The organism is Phaeobacter sp. BS52, from assembly GCF_045040595.1.
GTDB lineage: Bacteria > Pseudomonadota > Alphaproteobacteria > Rhodobacterales > Rhodobacteraceae > Phaeobacter > Phaeobacter piscinae.
Genome location: NZ_CP090662.1, coordinates 941,008 through 955,779, shown reverse-complemented (window position 1 = coordinate 955,779; position 14,772 = coordinate 941,008). Strand labels below are relative to the sequence as shown.

The 14,772-nt window shown below is 59.5% G+C and carries 11 protein-coding genes, 1 tRNA gene and 3 pseudogenes; 10 read left to right on the top strand and 5 right to left on the bottom strand.

Annotated elements, in window-relative coordinates; genetic code table 11:
* Positions 1-8 precede the first annotated feature (8 nt).
* Positions 9-875: a hypothetical protein gene (locus L0Z65_RS04720; RefSeq protein WP_405111230.1), complete on the top strand. Its 867-nt coding sequence runs from the start codon at positions 9-11 to the stop codon at positions 873-875.
* Complete coding sequence (locus tag L0Z65_RS04715) at positions 841-1,278, top strand: M10 family metallopeptidase C-terminal domain-containing protein (RefSeq protein ID WP_405111227.1); 438 nt, start codon at positions 841-843, stop codon at positions 1,276-1,278. Before L0Z65_RS04720 ends, L0Z65_RS04715 begins: the two co-directional genes overlap by 35 nt.
* A gap of 214 nt (positions 1,279-1,492) precedes the next feature.
* Here the strand turns inward: L0Z65_RS04715 and tig are convergent, their stop codons facing one another.
* On the bottom strand, positions 1,493-2,824 hold the full coding sequence (gene tig, locus L0Z65_RS04710) for a trigger factor (protein ID WP_405111224.1): 1,332 nt from the start codon (positions 2,822-2,824) through the stop codon (positions 1,493-1,495).
* Between the two features lie 268 nt (positions 2,825-3,092).
* Positions 3,093-4,225 (bottom strand): annotated as a pseudogene (locus tag L0Z65_RS04705) (porin).
* Positions 4,226-4,579: 354 nt separating this feature from the next.
* Here L0Z65_RS04705 and L0Z65_RS04700 point away from each other — a divergent pair.
* The 4 genes and pseudogenes from L0Z65_RS04700 to L0Z65_RS04685 all read left to right on the top strand — a co-directional run bounded on the left by L0Z65_RS04700 (position 4,580) and on the right by L0Z65_RS04685 (position 6,787).
* A complete protein-coding gene (locus L0Z65_RS04700; protein ID WP_405111221.1) occupies positions 4,580-5,914 on the top strand; it encodes a HAMP domain-containing protein in 1,335 nt (444 codons plus the stop codon).
* Positions 5,853-6,239: pseudogene (locus L0Z65_RS04695) on the top strand (methyl-accepting chemotaxis protein); the annotation flags it as partial. The gene L0Z65_RS04700 and the pseudogene L0Z65_RS04695, both read left to right, overlap by 62 nt.
* A 49-nt stretch (positions 6,240-6,288) precedes the next feature.
* A complete protein-coding gene (locus tag L0Z65_RS04690) occupies positions 6,289-6,627 on the top strand; it encodes a methyl-accepting chemotaxis protein (RefSeq protein ID WP_405112457.1) in 339 nt (112 codons plus the stop codon).
* A gap of 4 nt (positions 6,628-6,631) precedes the next feature.
* Positions 6,632-6,787 carry a hypothetical protein gene (locus L0Z65_RS04685; RefSeq protein WP_405111218.1) on the top strand — a complete coding sequence of 52 codons (156 nt, stop codon included), beginning with the start codon at positions 6,632-6,634 and terminating at the stop codon, positions 6,785-6,787.
* Positions 6,788-6,960: 173 nt separating this feature from the next.
* On the opposite strand, the gene L0Z65_RS04680 is transcribed toward L0Z65_RS04685, so the two are convergent.
* Together L0Z65_RS04680 and L0Z65_RS04675 are read right to left on the bottom strand one after the other, a co-directional pair.
* Positions 6,961-7,045: transfer RNA gene (locus tag L0Z65_RS04680), tRNA-Leu, on the bottom strand.
* A 116-nt stretch (positions 7,046-7,161) separates the two neighbouring features.
* Positions 7,162-8,860: pseudogene (locus L0Z65_RS04675) on the bottom strand (NAD(P)H-hydrate dehydratase).
* Positions 8,861-9,052: 192 nt separating this feature from the next.
* Here L0Z65_RS04675 and L0Z65_RS04670 point away from each other — a divergent pair.
* From L0Z65_RS04670 to L0Z65_RS04660, 3 genes are all read left to right on the top strand, one after another.
* Positions 9,053-9,391: a P-II family nitrogen regulator gene (locus tag L0Z65_RS04670; protein WP_014874894.1), complete on the top strand. Its 339-nt coding sequence runs from the start codon at positions 9,053-9,055 to the stop codon at positions 9,389-9,391.
* A gap of 93 nt (positions 9,392-9,484) precedes the next feature.
* Positions 9,485-10,891, top strand: a complete 1,407-nt coding sequence (glnA, locus tag L0Z65_RS04665) for a type I glutamate--ammonia ligase (protein ID WP_096871508.1) — start codon at positions 9,485-9,487, stop codon at positions 10,889-10,891.
* A 527-nt stretch (positions 10,892-11,418) separates the two neighbouring features.
* Positions 11,419-12,444 (top strand): hypothetical protein, encoded by a 1,026-nt coding sequence (locus tag L0Z65_RS04660; RefSeq protein WP_405111213.1) that lies wholly within the window; start codon positions 11,419-11,421, stop codon positions 12,442-12,444.
* Positions 12,445-12,460: 16 nt separating this feature from the next.
* On the opposite strand, the gene L0Z65_RS04655 is transcribed toward L0Z65_RS04660, so the two are convergent.
* Positions 12,461-13,225: a heme-dependent oxidative N-demethylase family protein gene (locus L0Z65_RS04655; protein WP_405111210.1), complete on the bottom strand. Its 765-nt coding sequence runs from the start codon at positions 13,223-13,225 to the stop codon at positions 12,461-12,463.
* A 187-nt stretch (positions 13,226-13,412) separates the two neighbouring features.
* Between L0Z65_RS04655 and dddP the strand changes: the two genes are divergently transcribed.
* Entirely contained in the window at positions 13,413-14,756 is a 1,344-nt protein-coding gene (dddP, locus tag L0Z65_RS04650; protein ID WP_405112454.1) for a dimethylsulfonioproprionate lyase DddP, read from the top strand.
* Positions 14,757-14,772 lie beyond the last annotated feature (16 nt).

Below are 14,772 nucleotides of genomic sequence, written 5' to 3'. Positions count from 1 at the left end.
CAGTGACGATGCCAAACGGCAGTTTCAACGACTTTCGCAATGCGCTTCTGGCGTTTGAATCCGGCTGGGACCGGGACCGCTACGATGCCGGGCAGATCAGCGACGCACAGCTGACACAATGGGCCGGTGCGCCGGTTGGCAGTTTTTATCAGGGCCTGAGCAGCTGGGGCCAGCTGAACGCGACCCAGTGGCGCGATATGGCCTATCACTCGACCAACTCGCTGGGCTTTGTCGGCTATCAGTTCGGCGAGGCGCTGCTGATTGACCTCGGCTACTACCGGGATGATTTTTACTACCTGGGCGGTGATAGCATCAACCGCTGGGACGGCACCTGGACCGGCAAGAATGGCGTCAACAGCCTAGATGATTTCAAGACTCATGCCGCGCAGGACACAGCCATCAATGAGGCCTTTGGCTATAATTTCGAGATGCTCAGCTACTATCTCGGCCAGCAGGGGCGCAGTCTCGCCGATTACGTAGGTGAAACTGTCTCCTACCGCGATGTGAATGGCGCCATGGTTGAGGTTACCCTGTCCCTGACCGGGTTGATGGCCGCCGCACATCTGCGCGGTGCTTCCGGGCTGGCAACACTGCTGCTGAGCGATACCGCGTCGACGGATGAATACGGCACCTCGATTCTGAAATACGTTAAGGATTTCGGTGGCTACGACAGCCCCACTGCGGACGCGCTGATCGCCTTCTGGCAGGACCGCAAGGCAGGTGGCAATGCACCGCTCGACACGGGCGAGCCTGAGGTCGGTGAAACCCTGCTGGGAACTGTCAGCCGCGATATCCTCGATGGGACCGGGGCAGATGATCTGATTTCCGGTCGAGGTGGCAATGACAGGCTTGCCGGACGGGCTTGGCGACGATGACCTGCGCGGCGGCGGCGGACGTGATCGGCTGATCGGCCAGAATGGTGACGACAAGCTGAACGGCTCGCACGGGGCTGACACGATCCGTGGCGGCGCAGGCAACGACACACTGATTGGCGGTAACGGCAATGACAAACTGTTCGGCCAGCAGGGCAACGACCTGCTGATAGGCGGTGACGGCGCCGATACATTTGCTTTCGGCAGCAATCACGGGCGCGCACGGATCCGCGATTTCGAAGTGGGTGTCGACAAAATCGACATTCTCAGCGGGGCGGAGACCCTCAATCAGGTCGATTTCACCGCGAAAGGCCATCACGTTGTGATGACCTTCGACAACGTGGTTGTAACGGTGGAGAATATTTCAGTGGCGGAGTTGTCAAACTCCGATAACTTTTTGTTCTGACACTCGTTTCCGACGACGGTCGGAGAGCCCAAGCTCACGTCATTTTGTGCCGCCCCTGGATAAACCCAGGGGCGGTTTTGCTTGTGACGGGGCGTCCCCACCGGTCCGGGTTGTCCCATTTCTGATCCGGAAAAGAAAAAGGCCACCCCCGAGGGGCAGCCTGTTCCTTAGTCAGAGGCAAGAGCCCGCGCGAAGGCGCAGGCCCGAGGTCTGATTACTCGTCTTCCAGGGCCTCAACGGCGGCCTGCAGATCGTCTTTGGAGACTTCTTTCTCATCCACTTTCGCTTGCTCAGCGATGTGGTCGATCACTTTGTCTTCAAAGATAGGCGCGCGCAGCTGCTGCTGCATCTGAGCGTTCTGCTGAATGAACTCAAAGAACTGACGTTCCTGACCAGGGTACTGGCGTGCCTGCTGCATGATCGCTTGGGTCATTTCTGCGTCGGTCACTTCGACTTCGGCTTTCTGGCCCAGTTCTGCCAGCAGGAGGCCCAGACGCACGCGGCGCTCGGCCAGCTTGTTGTGCTCGTCGCTGGCTTCGATCTCTTCGTGATCGTGGCCCTGAACCTCGGGGTTTTCCTCGTGCCACAGCTGGTGTGCGATCTGCTTGGCTTCTGCTTCGACCAGCGACGGCGGCAGGTCAAAGGAGACCAGATCGTCCAGCTTGTCCAGCAGGCCACGCTTCATCACGGCACGGGCCGCACCGGCGTATTCGGCTTCCAGACGCTCGGAGATCTGACCTTTCAGGCCAGCGAGGTCTTCGGCACCGAATTTCTGCGCCAGCTCGTCGTTGATCTCTGCCGCTTTGGGGGCTTTCACCTCTTTCACGGTGCAGGAGAACACGGCTTCTTTACCGGCCAGATGCTCGGCCTGATATTCTTCGGGGAAGGTGACGGTGACGTCTTTTTCTTCGCCCGCTTTGGTGCCGACCAGCTGCTCTTCAAAACCGGGGATGAAGGAGTTGGAGCCCAGTGTCAGCGGGTAGTCGTCGCCTGCGCCGCCATCAAAGGCTTCGCCGTCAACCTTACCAACGAAATCGATGACAACCTGATCGCCATCTTCTGCCGCGGCACCGTCTTCGCGGGCTTCGAAATCCTGCGCGGTTTCTGCGAGGTTGGCCAGCGCTTCTTCGACGGCTGCGTCGTCTGCTTTCACGACCAGCTTTTCCAGCTCAACACCGGAGAGATCAACTTCGGGGATCTCGGGCAGTGCTTCATAGGACATCTCGACGTTGACGTCGTCGCCCTCTTTCCAGTCTTCGTTGGTCATTTTCACGTCGGGCTGCATGGCCGGACGGTCACCGCTTTCCTCGAAGTGCTTGTTCATCGCACCGTCGATGGTTTCCTGCATGGCTTCGCCGATCAGACGCTGGCCGAACTGCTTCTTCAGCAGCGCCATGGGAACCTTGCCCTTGCGGAAGCCTTTCATCTCGACTTCGGGCTGTGCCTCGACCAGTTTCTCATTGACCTTAGCGTCCAGCTCGGCGGCGGTGACGGTGATCGCGTAACCGCGTTTCAGACCTTCGTTCAGCGTCTCGGTGACCTGCATCATATTCCCCATAGAGATTCGGGGCGCGCGCGCAGGCGCTCCCCCAGACAATTTGTGGCCTTCTATTTGCACATGAGCGGCGGCGCAAGAGGGATTGCCTCAAGAGCGGCCTCGACCGGGGCGGATGCGGCGTTTTTTGGCCCTTCAAAAGAAAAACACGCCCAAAGGGGCGTGTTTTGAGGGTGTACGTCCAGCTGAAGAGCAATTCAGTCCAAGGTCAGGCAGGCGCGGCAGCCGTGCCACAACCGCCCTGCCCCGACTGATTGGATCAGAACTTCCAGCGGGCCCCTGCCATAATGGACGAGGAGTCCTGATAGCTGGTCGCGCTGGTGTCAGAGTAGGAGTAGTCGCGGTAGGCGACATAAGTCTCAAGGTTCAGATTGTCGAAATTCTGAACCGCCGCGACGCCCCAGGATTCAGCACTATCGCCGCTGGTGACCATATCCGAGCCGTCATAGTAATCGATGGCAAAGGACGTCGCCCCAACCGACAGGAAATTCGCGGTGTAACCCAGCTTGGCGAAGGCATAATCGCCGCCGGTGTCCCGGTCGCCGCTGCGGCAACGGCGAAGGACACGCCCGACGGCTCATGCAGTGCTGCAAAAGAGGCAACAATATCGCGGGTTTTGGTGCCGGGACCATTCTCATTCCACACCGCACCCAAGGCGCCATTGATGGTCAAGTCACCAAGGTCATCATTGGTGTAGCGCACCGCAATATCATAGGCTTCGCGATCGGAATTCGAGCGCAGGATTTCCTCGCCATAAGACGCCGACACGGTGAAGCCGCTGAATTCCGGCGTGTCATAGCGCACCCGGCCCAGGCGACCGCCGTCCAGGCTGCGGAAGGCAGACCCGATGCTGACGCCCGACAGAGCGCCGGTGGAGGTGCGGAACAGGAAACCGCCAGCAGAATCTGCAATCGAGGATGTCTGGATCACGCCAGTGCCGGAGAGATCAGATTCCGCCAGCCCATCCGATGCCATGGATCCCTGACCGAAAGAGAACGTGCCATACCGCGCGGTGGCATATTGGAGATCAACCTTGCGGATCCGGGTGCGGTCCCAGCTGATATTCTGAGGGCGCCCATTCTGGTCCACCCCGTCAGAGGAGCGCAGGCCAAACGCGGTCTCGAAATTGAACCGCAGGGTATTTTCACCAAAAGGCTGTTCCAGCCAGAACCCGATACGGGAGTTTGAATTGGCATTGTCGACAAGCGCGCTGAAATCGTCACCGCCGTCGTCAAACGACTGGAAGGAGGGGTTGAACTGACCATAGTAGCGGAAGGTCCCGCCCGAGCTGTTCTCGTAGGTTGGTCCGGCCACCGCAGGCGCTGCGAGGCCGACAAAAAGCCCGGAAACCAAGGCCGTCGCCCCGAGGTGAGAGGCAAATCTGGTGTTCATGAGGAGATGCTCCAATATTGTTCAGGGCAGCTCCCTCTCCATCCCTGAGGGGCTGACCTGTCGCAGGTGCTATCACGCGTTTTTTCGCAGCAGTAGGCTTGAAATATGCCGCGCCGCTACCCTTGCCAGCAGCGGGACAAATTCTCTCAAAATCGTGATCGGTGGAATCACACGCGCGGCTCGCCGCACGGGGCGCGTTTAGGATCAGCGGCAAGAGTTTCATCGCGGAACGTAAACCGCGCGCGGGTCAGGCGTCAAAACAGATCAAAACATGCAGGTTTTTCACAAGTTTCCACGGTTTATTAACAGCTTAGCCGATAGTCGTGACAGATCGACAAAGCAGGTACTCAGACTATGAAATTCAAGACTTCCATCAAGACGGCCGTATTTATGATCGTCTTCCTGGCCAGCGCAGTCATGTTCGCCTTGATCGGACTGTCGCGCTATACGGATCAGCTGCGCACAGAGATCGAGGCGGAGGTTACCGCGGTCGAAGGGTTTGCACAGACACTGTCAGAGGTGAGCGCTGATTTTCAGAGCACCCGTCTGGTCGAGATGAGCTTTCGCCTGAAACCAAGCCACGACGTTCTTGCCACGCAGGCTGATACGATGGCGCATCTCTCCAACCGGATAGAGCGTGCAAAAACCCAGATTTCGGCGCTGGACGGCATGGCGGAGGCCTCGGACAATCTGCGCCAGCTGGCAGCAGCGATCACCGCTTATGAGGCCGGTTTTGCCGAGGTTGTCGCCAGTCAGGAGCGGCTGGGCTTTGACGAAACCGATGGGCTGCAGGGGGCGCTGCGCAGTTCGGTTCGCAGCATTGAGACGGCGCTGAAAGACACCGCCGAGCCTGACATGACAATCAAGATGTTGATGATGCGTCGCCATGAGAAAGATTTCATCATGCGTCACGCCGCAAAATACATTGAGCGTCTGAACGCGCGGGTTGATGAATTCCGTGCCTTTCCTGGCAGTTACTACAAGAATATCTCGCAGCGCGCCCGAATTGGCAGCCTGCTGACCAGCTATCAGAATTCCTTTAATGCTTATGCTGAGGAAGTCACCCAGATCGATGACCACTACAAGGCGCTGGACGTCATTGAGGCGGCCGCTGAACCGGTGTTGGCCGCCATGAATGAGCAAACGACGGCTCGCCTGGACATGATCCATGCCAGCGCGGCCGAGGCGATCAGCACGGCCAATGCCAATGCGCTGAAGGCCGGGCTTGGCGGGCTTGGCATCTTTGTCGTGGTGGCGTTCTTCCTGGCCATCGGCATCTCGCGGCCACTGTCGCGGGTCAATGTGGTCCTGCAGAAAATCATGGCCGGTGATTTCTCCACCCCGGCGCCGCAGTCGCGCATCAGGGAGGTTTCGACCATTGCCACCGCCGTCGAAGAGCTGCGCGCCGACAATGAGATGAAGGACCGGCTGACGCGCGACATCTCAGAGGTGATCCGCGCCTGCGCCGCCGGTGATTTCTCCAAACGCCTGCAGGTGGAGGGGGCCAGCGGCTCCTTTGCGGAGCTGGGCCGCGGCGTAAATGCCATTGGCGATGCGGCCGAAGGCGGGCTGGGCGATATTCGCCAAGTTCTGGACACGCTGGCAGCTCGGCGATCTGACCCAGCGGATGCCCGATGGTCAGAAAGGTATCTTCAAGGAGATCGCCAACGCAGTCGACAACCTCAGTGACAATCTGACCGGAATGGTGCAGCAACTGTCCCACAGCAGTGAGGTTCTGAACTCGACCGCCGCAGAAATTGCCGCCGCCGCAGATGACGCCTCGCGCCGGGGCGAAACCTCTGCCGCCTCCCTTGAGGAAACAGCCGCCGCCCTGCAAACGCTGGATGACACCGTGCGGGGCACCGCCGAGGGCTCGGAACAGGCCAAGGATATCGTGCGCGACGCCTTCACCCAGGCCCGCACCACCAGCGAACTGGCCAGCCAGACCATCAGCGCGATGCAGCGGATTGAGGATCCGTCCGGCGCCATCGCCAAGATCACCGACCTGATCGAAGATCTTGCCTTTCAGACCAACCTTCTGGCGCTGAACGCGGGGGTCGAGGCTGCCCGCGCTCGGCGAGGCCGGTCGCGGTTTTGCGGTCGTCGCCTCCGAGGTCCGCGGCCTTGCGCAGCGCTCCGCCGATGCGGTGCAGGAAATCAATCAGCTGATCGACGTCAGCACCCATGAGGTGGCACAGGGCGTGAAACTGGTCGATCAGACTGGCACGGCCCTCGCCTCCATCCAAAGTTCCGTGGAAGCGGTGGTGGGCAAGGTTGAACAGATTGCCGCCACCACGGTCGAGCAATCCAACGGGCTCTCCGAGGTGAACACCGCGGTTGTCAGTCTGGATCAGAATGCACAGAAAAACTCCGCCATGCTGGAACAGACTGCCGCTGCTTAGCCAGATGCTGCGCGAGGAAGCTCAGACATTGGTGCAGGCGGTCTCGGGCTTCACCATTGATCCCGCCAGTCGCGTCAACGAGCACACCCCGCCGCCCGCGGCCGACGATTGGGCCGACACCACCTTTGATGACAGGGACACCTACGCCCGCTCAGCGTGACGGGGAAAAGACCACCGCATCGGTGCAAGACAAAAGCCGGGAGACACCTGATGCAACGGGTGTCTCTCAGATCGACGGCCTATGCCAGGCCCCCAGCGAATAATAAAGCGAGGGCCAGAGTGCGAACCGAAACCCCACAGAGACGCGATTATTCGACAGTATCAAGGGATAAATGGTGCGGGTGAAGGGACTTGAACCCCCACGCCTTGCGGCGCCAGAACCTAAATCTGGTGCGTCTACCAATTCCGCCACACCCGCATCCTGACGATGGGCGCGCCCATCGTGACGCGCTCAATAGCAAAGCTTTTCAGCGGATGCAAAAGGGAAAGCACTCTTTGGGCAAAACTTTTCCACGCCTTCCCTCCGCCACCCGCTTAGAAAATATCAAGCTTGCGCAGAACAGCCGGTATTTGCTCCGGCAGGTCTTCAGCGATGAGCCCCGGGCCGAAGTTCAACGCGCATTCGACATGCAGATATGCAGCTGTTTCTGCTGCCTGCATCGGGTCCAATCCGCGCGCCATCAAGCCTGTGATGAACCCGGCCAGCACGTCGCCGAGCCCCAGCAGTCGCCAGCCAGGGCGCGGAGCGGTCGTAGTGGGCGGAATTCACTGAGCAGAGCCCGTTCGGCGCGGCGATCACCGTGTCCGGCCCCTTGAACAGCACCACGCAGCCCGCGCGTTTGGCGGCCTCGCGGGTGGCGTCCACCTTGGAATAGGCCGGGCCAGTGGTGGCAGGTGCGTTCAGTTTTTCTGCCAGATCTGGAAAGAGCCGTGCAAATTCACCGCCATGCGGGGTGATGACACAGTTTTCGTGCAAAGCCTCAAACAGCGCCTCAGCGCGGTCCTCAAACTGCGTCAGCGCATCTGCATCCAGAACCGTGGAGCGGTTTGCCTGCAAGACCTCCAGAACCAAGCCCTCAGGATCAGCGTCCAGCCCAAGCCCCGGCCCAAGACAAACCGCGTTGATACGGCTGTCCTGCAACAGCGTGCGCAGCTCATCCGCGCCATCCATCTGTCGCAACATAATCGCGGTCAGCTGGATGGCATTCTCCATCATCGCCGAGCGTGGCGAGCCGACAGTGACCAGCCCCGCCCCGATCCGCAACGCGCCGCGAGCGGCCAGCCGCGCAGCGCCGGTCTTACCATGGCCGCCAGAGAGGACGAGAGCGTGGCCGTAGGTGTATTTGTGGCCCTTTGTGGATGCCTTTTTGCATCGGACGAAACCAAAACGAGAGATCCATGGCTTCCGACGATCTTTGACTAATGGCCTCGCTCCCAGCAGAACTGAATGAGGCAGTCGCAATGACCGAGGAGGCGTACCGGGTTTAGTTCCTTTCAGCACTCGCCATTGTTCCAACCCAATGTCTTTAACAACGACTTGGCCGCACACAGACGGGCCTTCATTTACAAAATGACCGAACTTTGGGCTGTCGAATGTAACTGTCAGGGCTGCAAATCTGTCTTGAAACGGCTTTCGACCTCGAGGTTCCTGCCCCTGTTGGTCGAAGATCGGATGGCCCAGGCTGGGCGGCGCTTCCTCAAGAACAGTTCCGCTATCCAAGCAGAGGCCGGACGGGGCATCTATGGCGACAACGCTATCACTGTAATCATCACCGTTGCGCCCCGACATATGGGAAGCAACATTAAAGGCTTCACCCTCCAACGGGCGAGATAGCCCGGCCCCGAACAGGGCGTCAATATGCAAGCTGTAAGGCTCCTTTCGAAACGCTCTTTCAGTGAGTTCCTCGACCTGATTGTCAGCCAGCCAAATCTCATAATTGGTGCGCGCATCAGCTGGCAGCTTATCTGGATCACCATACAAGAAAACCTTTACCGTCCAGCCTTTCCCAGCAAGCAGCCGGGCCACGACAAAACCATCTCCGCCATTGTTGCCGGGACCGCATAGGACTGCCACACTTTGAGGCGCACTTTCATATTCCGGCCATTCCTCAAAAATGGCCGCAACCACGCCCTGCCCGGCCCGCTCCATCAGTTCCAGCCCGGTCACCTCACCAGCGGCAATCGCGGCCTGTTCGATGGCGCGCATCTGGGCGGCGGTCAGCAATTCGGTCATGTCTGGGGCCTCTTTTTCATGTCGTGGTCATGTCGCGATTCAAAATTGCGCGAAAATCAGGCGCTGTGCTTAATTTTTAGGCAGAGACCGCGAAATCATGCGCAGTTTCGCCGCAGCGCTTGCGGCTATTATTGTCCCCGCTCAGTAGAAGTGATCTGACCTCTCTCGACAAGGTTGCGAGGAGCCATGCCGATGAAAAAGATCGAAGCCATCATTAAGCCGTTCAAATTGGACGAGGTGAAGGAAGCCTTGCAGGACGTGGGCGTGCAAGGCCTGTCGGTGATCGAGGTCAAGGGGTTTGGTCGCCAGAAGGGTCACACCGAACTCTATCGCGGTGCCGAATACGTCGTCGATTTTCTGCCGAAGGTGAAAATCGAGGTGGTGCTGGACGACGATCAGGTCGACGCCGCAATCGAGGCCATCGTGGCCGCGGCCAAGACCGACAAGATCGGTGACGGCAAGATTTTTGTCTCCCCCGTAGAGCAGGCCATCCGCATCCGCACCGGCGAAACCGGCTCGGACGCGCTCTGAGCCTGACACCAGAACACAGGGGTGCCCGCCGTCGCTGATGGGCGCGGCAGCCCGGACACACATAAGATTACAAGATCAGAAGGACCATTGGAAATGAGCGCAGACGCAGTTCTGAAGATGATCAAGGACGAAGATGCGGCCTATGTCGACATTCGTTTCACCGATGTACGTGGCAAGCTCCAGCACGTCACCATCGACGTTGACCTGGTGGACGAAGACTTCCTCGAAGAAGGGTTCATGTTTGATGGGTCCTCCATCGCCGGTTGGAAGTCGATCGAAAACTCCGACATGAAGCTGATCCTCGACACCACCTCGGCCTATGTTGATCCCTTCTATGCCGAGAAAACCATCTGCATCCACTGCTCCGTGGTTGAGCCCGACACCGGCGAAGCCTACCCGCGTGACCCGCGCGGCACCGCGCAGAAGGCCGAAGCCTATCTGAAGTCCTCCGGCATCGGTGACGTGGCCTATATGGGCCCCGAGGCGGAATTCTTTCTGTTTGATGATGTGCGCTTCTCCAACACCATCAACAAAGTGTCCTTTGAGGTCGACGCAACCGACGCCTCCTGGAACACCGACACTGAATATGAGATGGGCAACATGGGTCATCGCCCCGGTCTCAAGGGCGGCTACTTCCCGGTGAACCCCATCGACGAAGCCCAGGATCTGCGCTCCGAGATGCTGTCCACCATGAAGCGTCTGGGCATGAAGGTCGACAAGCACCACCACGAGGTGGCCTCCTGCCAGCACGAACTGGGTCTGATCTTTGACAGCCTGACCAAACAGGCTGACGAGCTGCAGAAATACAAATATGTGATCCACAATGTGGCTCACGCCTATGGCAAATCGGCGACCTTCATGCCGAAGCCGATCTATGGCGACAACGGCACCGGCATGCATGTGAACATGTCGATCTGGAAAGATGGCAAGCCGCTCTTTGCGGGCGACAAATACGCAGATCTCTCCAATGAGGCGCTGTATTTCATCGGCGGTATCCTGAAACACGCCAAGACACTGAACGCCTTCACCAACCCGTCCACCAACTCCTACAAGCGCCTGATCCCTGGCTTTGAAGCGCCGGTTCTGCGCGCCTATTCCGCCCGCAACCGCTCCGGCTGCGTGCGGATCCCATGGACCGAAAGCCCGAAAGCCAAGCGCGTCGAGGCCCGTTTCCCCGATCCGGCCGCGAACCCCTACCTGTGCTTTGCCGCACTGCTGATGGCCGGTCTGGACGGCATCAAGAACAAGATCGATCCGGGCGAAGCCATGGATAAGAACCTCTATGATCTGCCCGCAGAAGAGCTGGCCGATATCCCCACCGTCTGCGGCTCCCTGCGCGAAGCGCTGGAATCGCTGGCAGGCGATCACGACTTCCTGCTGCAGGGCGACGTGTTCACCAAAGACCAGATCGAAGGCTACATCGCCCTCAAGATGGAAGAGGTGGAAACCTACGAACACACGCCGCATCCGGTGGAATACGGCATGTACTACAGCTGCTGATCCCCGATCACGCAGATTTACTGGGCGCTCCCATCTGTTGGGGGCGCCTTTTTCATTTGCAGAGCCCCAGCCGTTTGCAGCCCCCGGCCAATCCTTGTCTGACAGATGCACTCCGATCGCCTAGGGCACTGCCCTTGGTTGACGCTTTGACTACCGACCGGGCTGTCGCACGCTCTGGATTTCATATTTTCAACACTGTCACCCCTTCCCCGGCGCAGCCTGATCGTTCCACGCAAGCCTTTAAGATTGACCTGGCGTCACCCAATCGGAAACACTGTTAGCCTCACGCCCAATTTGTAAGGGCTACGGCATCAATATGGCCGTCAGCTGCCCAGTTCTTGCCCAAATTCAAAGAGGCGCTTAGGGCGGATAATTATTTTACTGTTAATTTTCAAATGGTTAAATCAATCACAATACAATCGTCGAATTGGAAAGGAATTTTTTACCTCTCAGCTGTCACCGCCTCACTTTCTGCCATTTCAAATTTTAACTTAATTGCTGAAGCACCTGAGCGGAGGATCCTGACGGTGACACAGGTAGATCAGTATAAAGGCAAGCTGGGTTTTGAAATTCGAGACCCAGATGCGCTGTCCAGCGGCTCGACTGCTGTGGTCGATACATTGGAAGAATACGGCCACAGCGTGCGCCAGTTCCAATCGCGAAACCCCAATCTGATCCGCCTTGATTGTGATCATTACCGGGTTGAACTGCGCTACCGCCGCCATCCGATCAAACCAACGCAGGCCAGTGCGGCCGGTACTGACAGCACCGAGACACCGCTGCGCAGTTCGCTTGGCGTGACCCTGACCCCGAACCACCCGGACCACTGCGATGTGGAGCTGAGCGAGATGTTGCTGGCGATGATCCTGCGCCGCCTGGCCGAGGATCTGGATGTCGCGACGGTGGACTGGCTGCATGTGCCCTTCACCCTAACCCGTGACGCTTTCCTTGGGGTATTTGAAGACGCGGAAACGCAGGTGGAAACCCACGCGGAGGCTGTTGCAGACCACGCCACGCTGGACATTTCTCCTGTGACCGAAATCGCCGCAGATATCGCCGACAGCCAAGCCGCCAAGTCGAGCGCCCCGCTCAGCCCGCAGACGACACCCGAAGCGGACGCCCCTGTTGCGACACCGATTGACGCCGCCCTTGATACGCCGCCGCCGTCGCCGCAGCCTACCACCGGCGCCAAGCCTGTTGCAAATGGGCGCCTGCGGGGACGCGCCTGTTTTGAGCCGGTCGAGGTAACGGTTGCGCAGCTGGAAGAACATTACGCCGCAATGTTGCAGTCCCCGGACACCCGCGCTACCGGGCGCCATGCTGTCGAGGCGCGCAATCGGGCCCGGGCCCGCGCCAAAGCGGTTATGACACAGCCCCGCGGCAGCGGTGCCGCCGTTGCCCGGCTGGGCGGTCTTCTGGCGGCCATGCCGCAGCGGATGATCGCAACCACCAGCCATCTCCTGCGCAGCCCGCAGCTGCGTGGCCATCTTCACATCGTCTGCGGCGCGACGGCCCTTCTTGCGCTGCAAAGCTCGGCTGCCATCGCCTTTTAGACCTCCTGGTCTACACTCAGCGCGAGGCTGCCGGTGCCCCCCACTGGGCCATCACATCCGCACGGGTCACGACACTGGTGTGGATGCTGAAAACAACGGCGCGGCTACGCGGCAGGCGCAGGATCGTCTGCCGCTCACTGCGCATATAGCCCGCCGTTTCGGCGCCGGGACGCGGGCGATCGCCACTGGCGCGGCGCGGCTGATGCAGCGTCGCATCGGCGTACCACAACGCATTGAACCGCCACATCGGCCGCCCCACCTGCACCCCGTCAAACAGCCGCTGCACCCGCGCAGCAATGCCAGCATCATAGCTGTCGACCGGCGCGTGAATGGCAATCAGTGGCCGCCCCGCTTTCTCCGCGAGCGTCCAATTTGCGGGAAAGCACAGGATCGCGCCGGTCAACACATGCTCTTGCGCGCCCTCCGGTTTTCCCAAAATGCAGAAATCTTGCTGGGCAATCCGGCCAAGCGTGCCCAGCGGATCTTCCCAATCCAATGCCACCTCGACCCCATCGGGGCGGACCACATGGGTCTGGGCAGTATCCGGGTAGAGCTGCGCCAAAACCGCGTCCAACAGCTCAGAGGCCGCTGGCATGGCCTCGGGCGCGCAATACAGGACCTGCGAACGGCACTGCTGCAACAGCCGCTCCCGCTCCGCCATCTGGCCCGCGCATGCCTCATCAAAGTGCAACCAGTCCTGTGGCGCCAAGGGCTGAATACCGGGCAGCTTGCGCTCTTCCAGCGGATTATACGGCAGGCGGGTTTGCAGAATCTTGGTCATGACATGTTGTAGCAAGCCAGACACGCAGCGCCACCCGCTAGATGCGACACGCTGACCCAAACACATCTGTCTGAAAACGACCGTCTGGACCGTCGCATTTGGTGGCGACTCCCCTCCGCGCTCCGCACAACATTGGACAGAGATGTCCAGCGACACCTTCGAGACGATGTCGAATACGGAGCCAGAGATGAACGAGCATTACCGCGATAGACGCAAGATCGACCCGACACGCGGTGCAACCCTTGGGGACAATACTCCCAATGATCAGGACCGCGTCGAGATTGGACCGACCCGGCTGGCCTTTGGCGAATGGGCGGCTGCGGGTCTTCAACTGCCGGATCTTCAGGCCATGCGCCGCTACCGTTGGGAGCGCCTGACACGGTTCATCAACGACCGCGATTATGCCGGACTGTTGGTGTTTGATCCGATGAACATCCGCTACGCGACGGATTCCACCAATATGCAGCTGTGGAACACCCACAACCCGTTTCGCGCGCTGCTGATCTGCGCCGATGGCTATATGGTGATGTGGGATTACAAACAGGCGCCGTTTCTTAGTGAATTCAACCCTCTGGTGCGCGAACAGCGGGCCGGGGCCGATCTGTTTTACTTTGATCGGGGCGATAAGGTGGATGTGGCGGCAGACGCCTTCGCCAATGAGGTGCGCACTCTGCTGGCGGAGCATAGCGGCGGCAATACGCGTCTTGCGGTGGACAAGATCATGCTGCACGGGCTGCGCGCGCTTGAGGCACAGGGGCTTGAGGTCTTCCCCGGCGAGGAGTTGACCGAGAAATGTCGCGCAGTGAAAGGCGTGGACGAAATCCTCGCCATGCGCTGCGCCAATCACGCCTGTGAAACCGCCGTCGCCGAGATGGAGCGCTATGCCCGCAGCGCCATTCCCGGCGGTGGCATCAGCGAAGATGACGTCTGGGCCGTGCTGCATGCCGAAAACATCCGCCGCGGTGGTGAGTGGATCGAAACCCGCCTGCTGACCTCAGGCCCGCGCACCAATCCGTGGTTTCAGGAATGCGGCGGGCGGATCATCCAGAACAATGAAATCGTCAGCTTTGACACCGATCTGGTCGGCTCCTACGGGATCTGCATCGACATCTCGCGCAGCTGGTGGATTGGTGACCGCCCCCCGCCCGCAGATATGGTCTATGCCATGCAGCACGGGGTCGAGCATATCCAGAGCAATATGGAGATGCTGAAACCCGGCGTGAACCTGCAAGATCTGTCGCACAACTGCCATCTGCTGGATGCGCAGTTCCAGAAACAGAAATACGGCTGCATGATGCACGGCGTCGGACTTTGCGATGAATGGCCGCTGGTGGCCTACCCGGATGCCATGGTCGAGGGTGCCTTTGATTACGAACTGGAGCCGGGCATGGTGCTCTGTGTTGAGGCGCTGGTCTCACCTGAGGGCGGTGATTTCTCGATCAAGTTGGAGGATCAGGTGCTGATCACCGAGGACGGATATGAGAATCTCACCACCTACCCGTTTGATCCCGCGTTGATGGGAAAGCCGTGATGCCGCCGCCGCAATG

Excerpts from the sequence above, each read along its gene's own strand:
- L0Z65_RS04670 (WP_014874894.1), top strand. The coding sequence starts at position 9,053 with ATGAAAAAGATCGAAGCCATCATTAAGCCGTTCAAATTGGACGAGGTG.
- L0Z65_RS04720 (WP_405111230.1), top strand. The coding sequence starts at position 9 with ATGCCAAACGGCAGTTTCAACGACTTTCGCAATGCGCTTCTGGCGTTT.
- tig (WP_405111224.1), bottom strand. The coding sequence starts at position 2,824 with ATGCAGGTCACCGAGACGCTGAACGAAGGTCTGAAACGCGGTTACGCG.
- L0Z65_RS04685 (WP_405111218.1), top strand. The coding sequence starts at position 6,632 with ATGCTGCGCGAGGAAGCTCAGACATTGGTGCAGGCGGTCTCGGGCTTC.
- L0Z65_RS04715 (WP_405111227.1), top strand. The coding sequence starts at position 841 with ATGACAGGCTTGCCGGACGGGCTTGGCGACGATGACCTGCGCGGCGGC.
- dddP (WP_405112454.1), top strand. The coding sequence starts at position 13,413 with ATGAACGAGCATTACCGCGATAGACGCAAGATCGACCCGACACGCGGT.
- L0Z65_RS04655 (WP_405111210.1), bottom strand. The coding sequence starts at position 13,225 with ATGACCAAGATTCTGCAAACCCGCCTGCCGTATAATCCGCTGGAAGAG.
- L0Z65_RS04700 (WP_405111221.1), top strand. The coding sequence starts at position 4,580 with ATGAAATTCAAGACTTCCATCAAGACGGCCGTATTTATGATCGTCTTC.
- glnA (WP_096871508.1), top strand. The coding sequence starts at position 9,485 with ATGAGCGCAGACGCAGTTCTGAAGATGATCAAGGACGAAGATGCGGCC.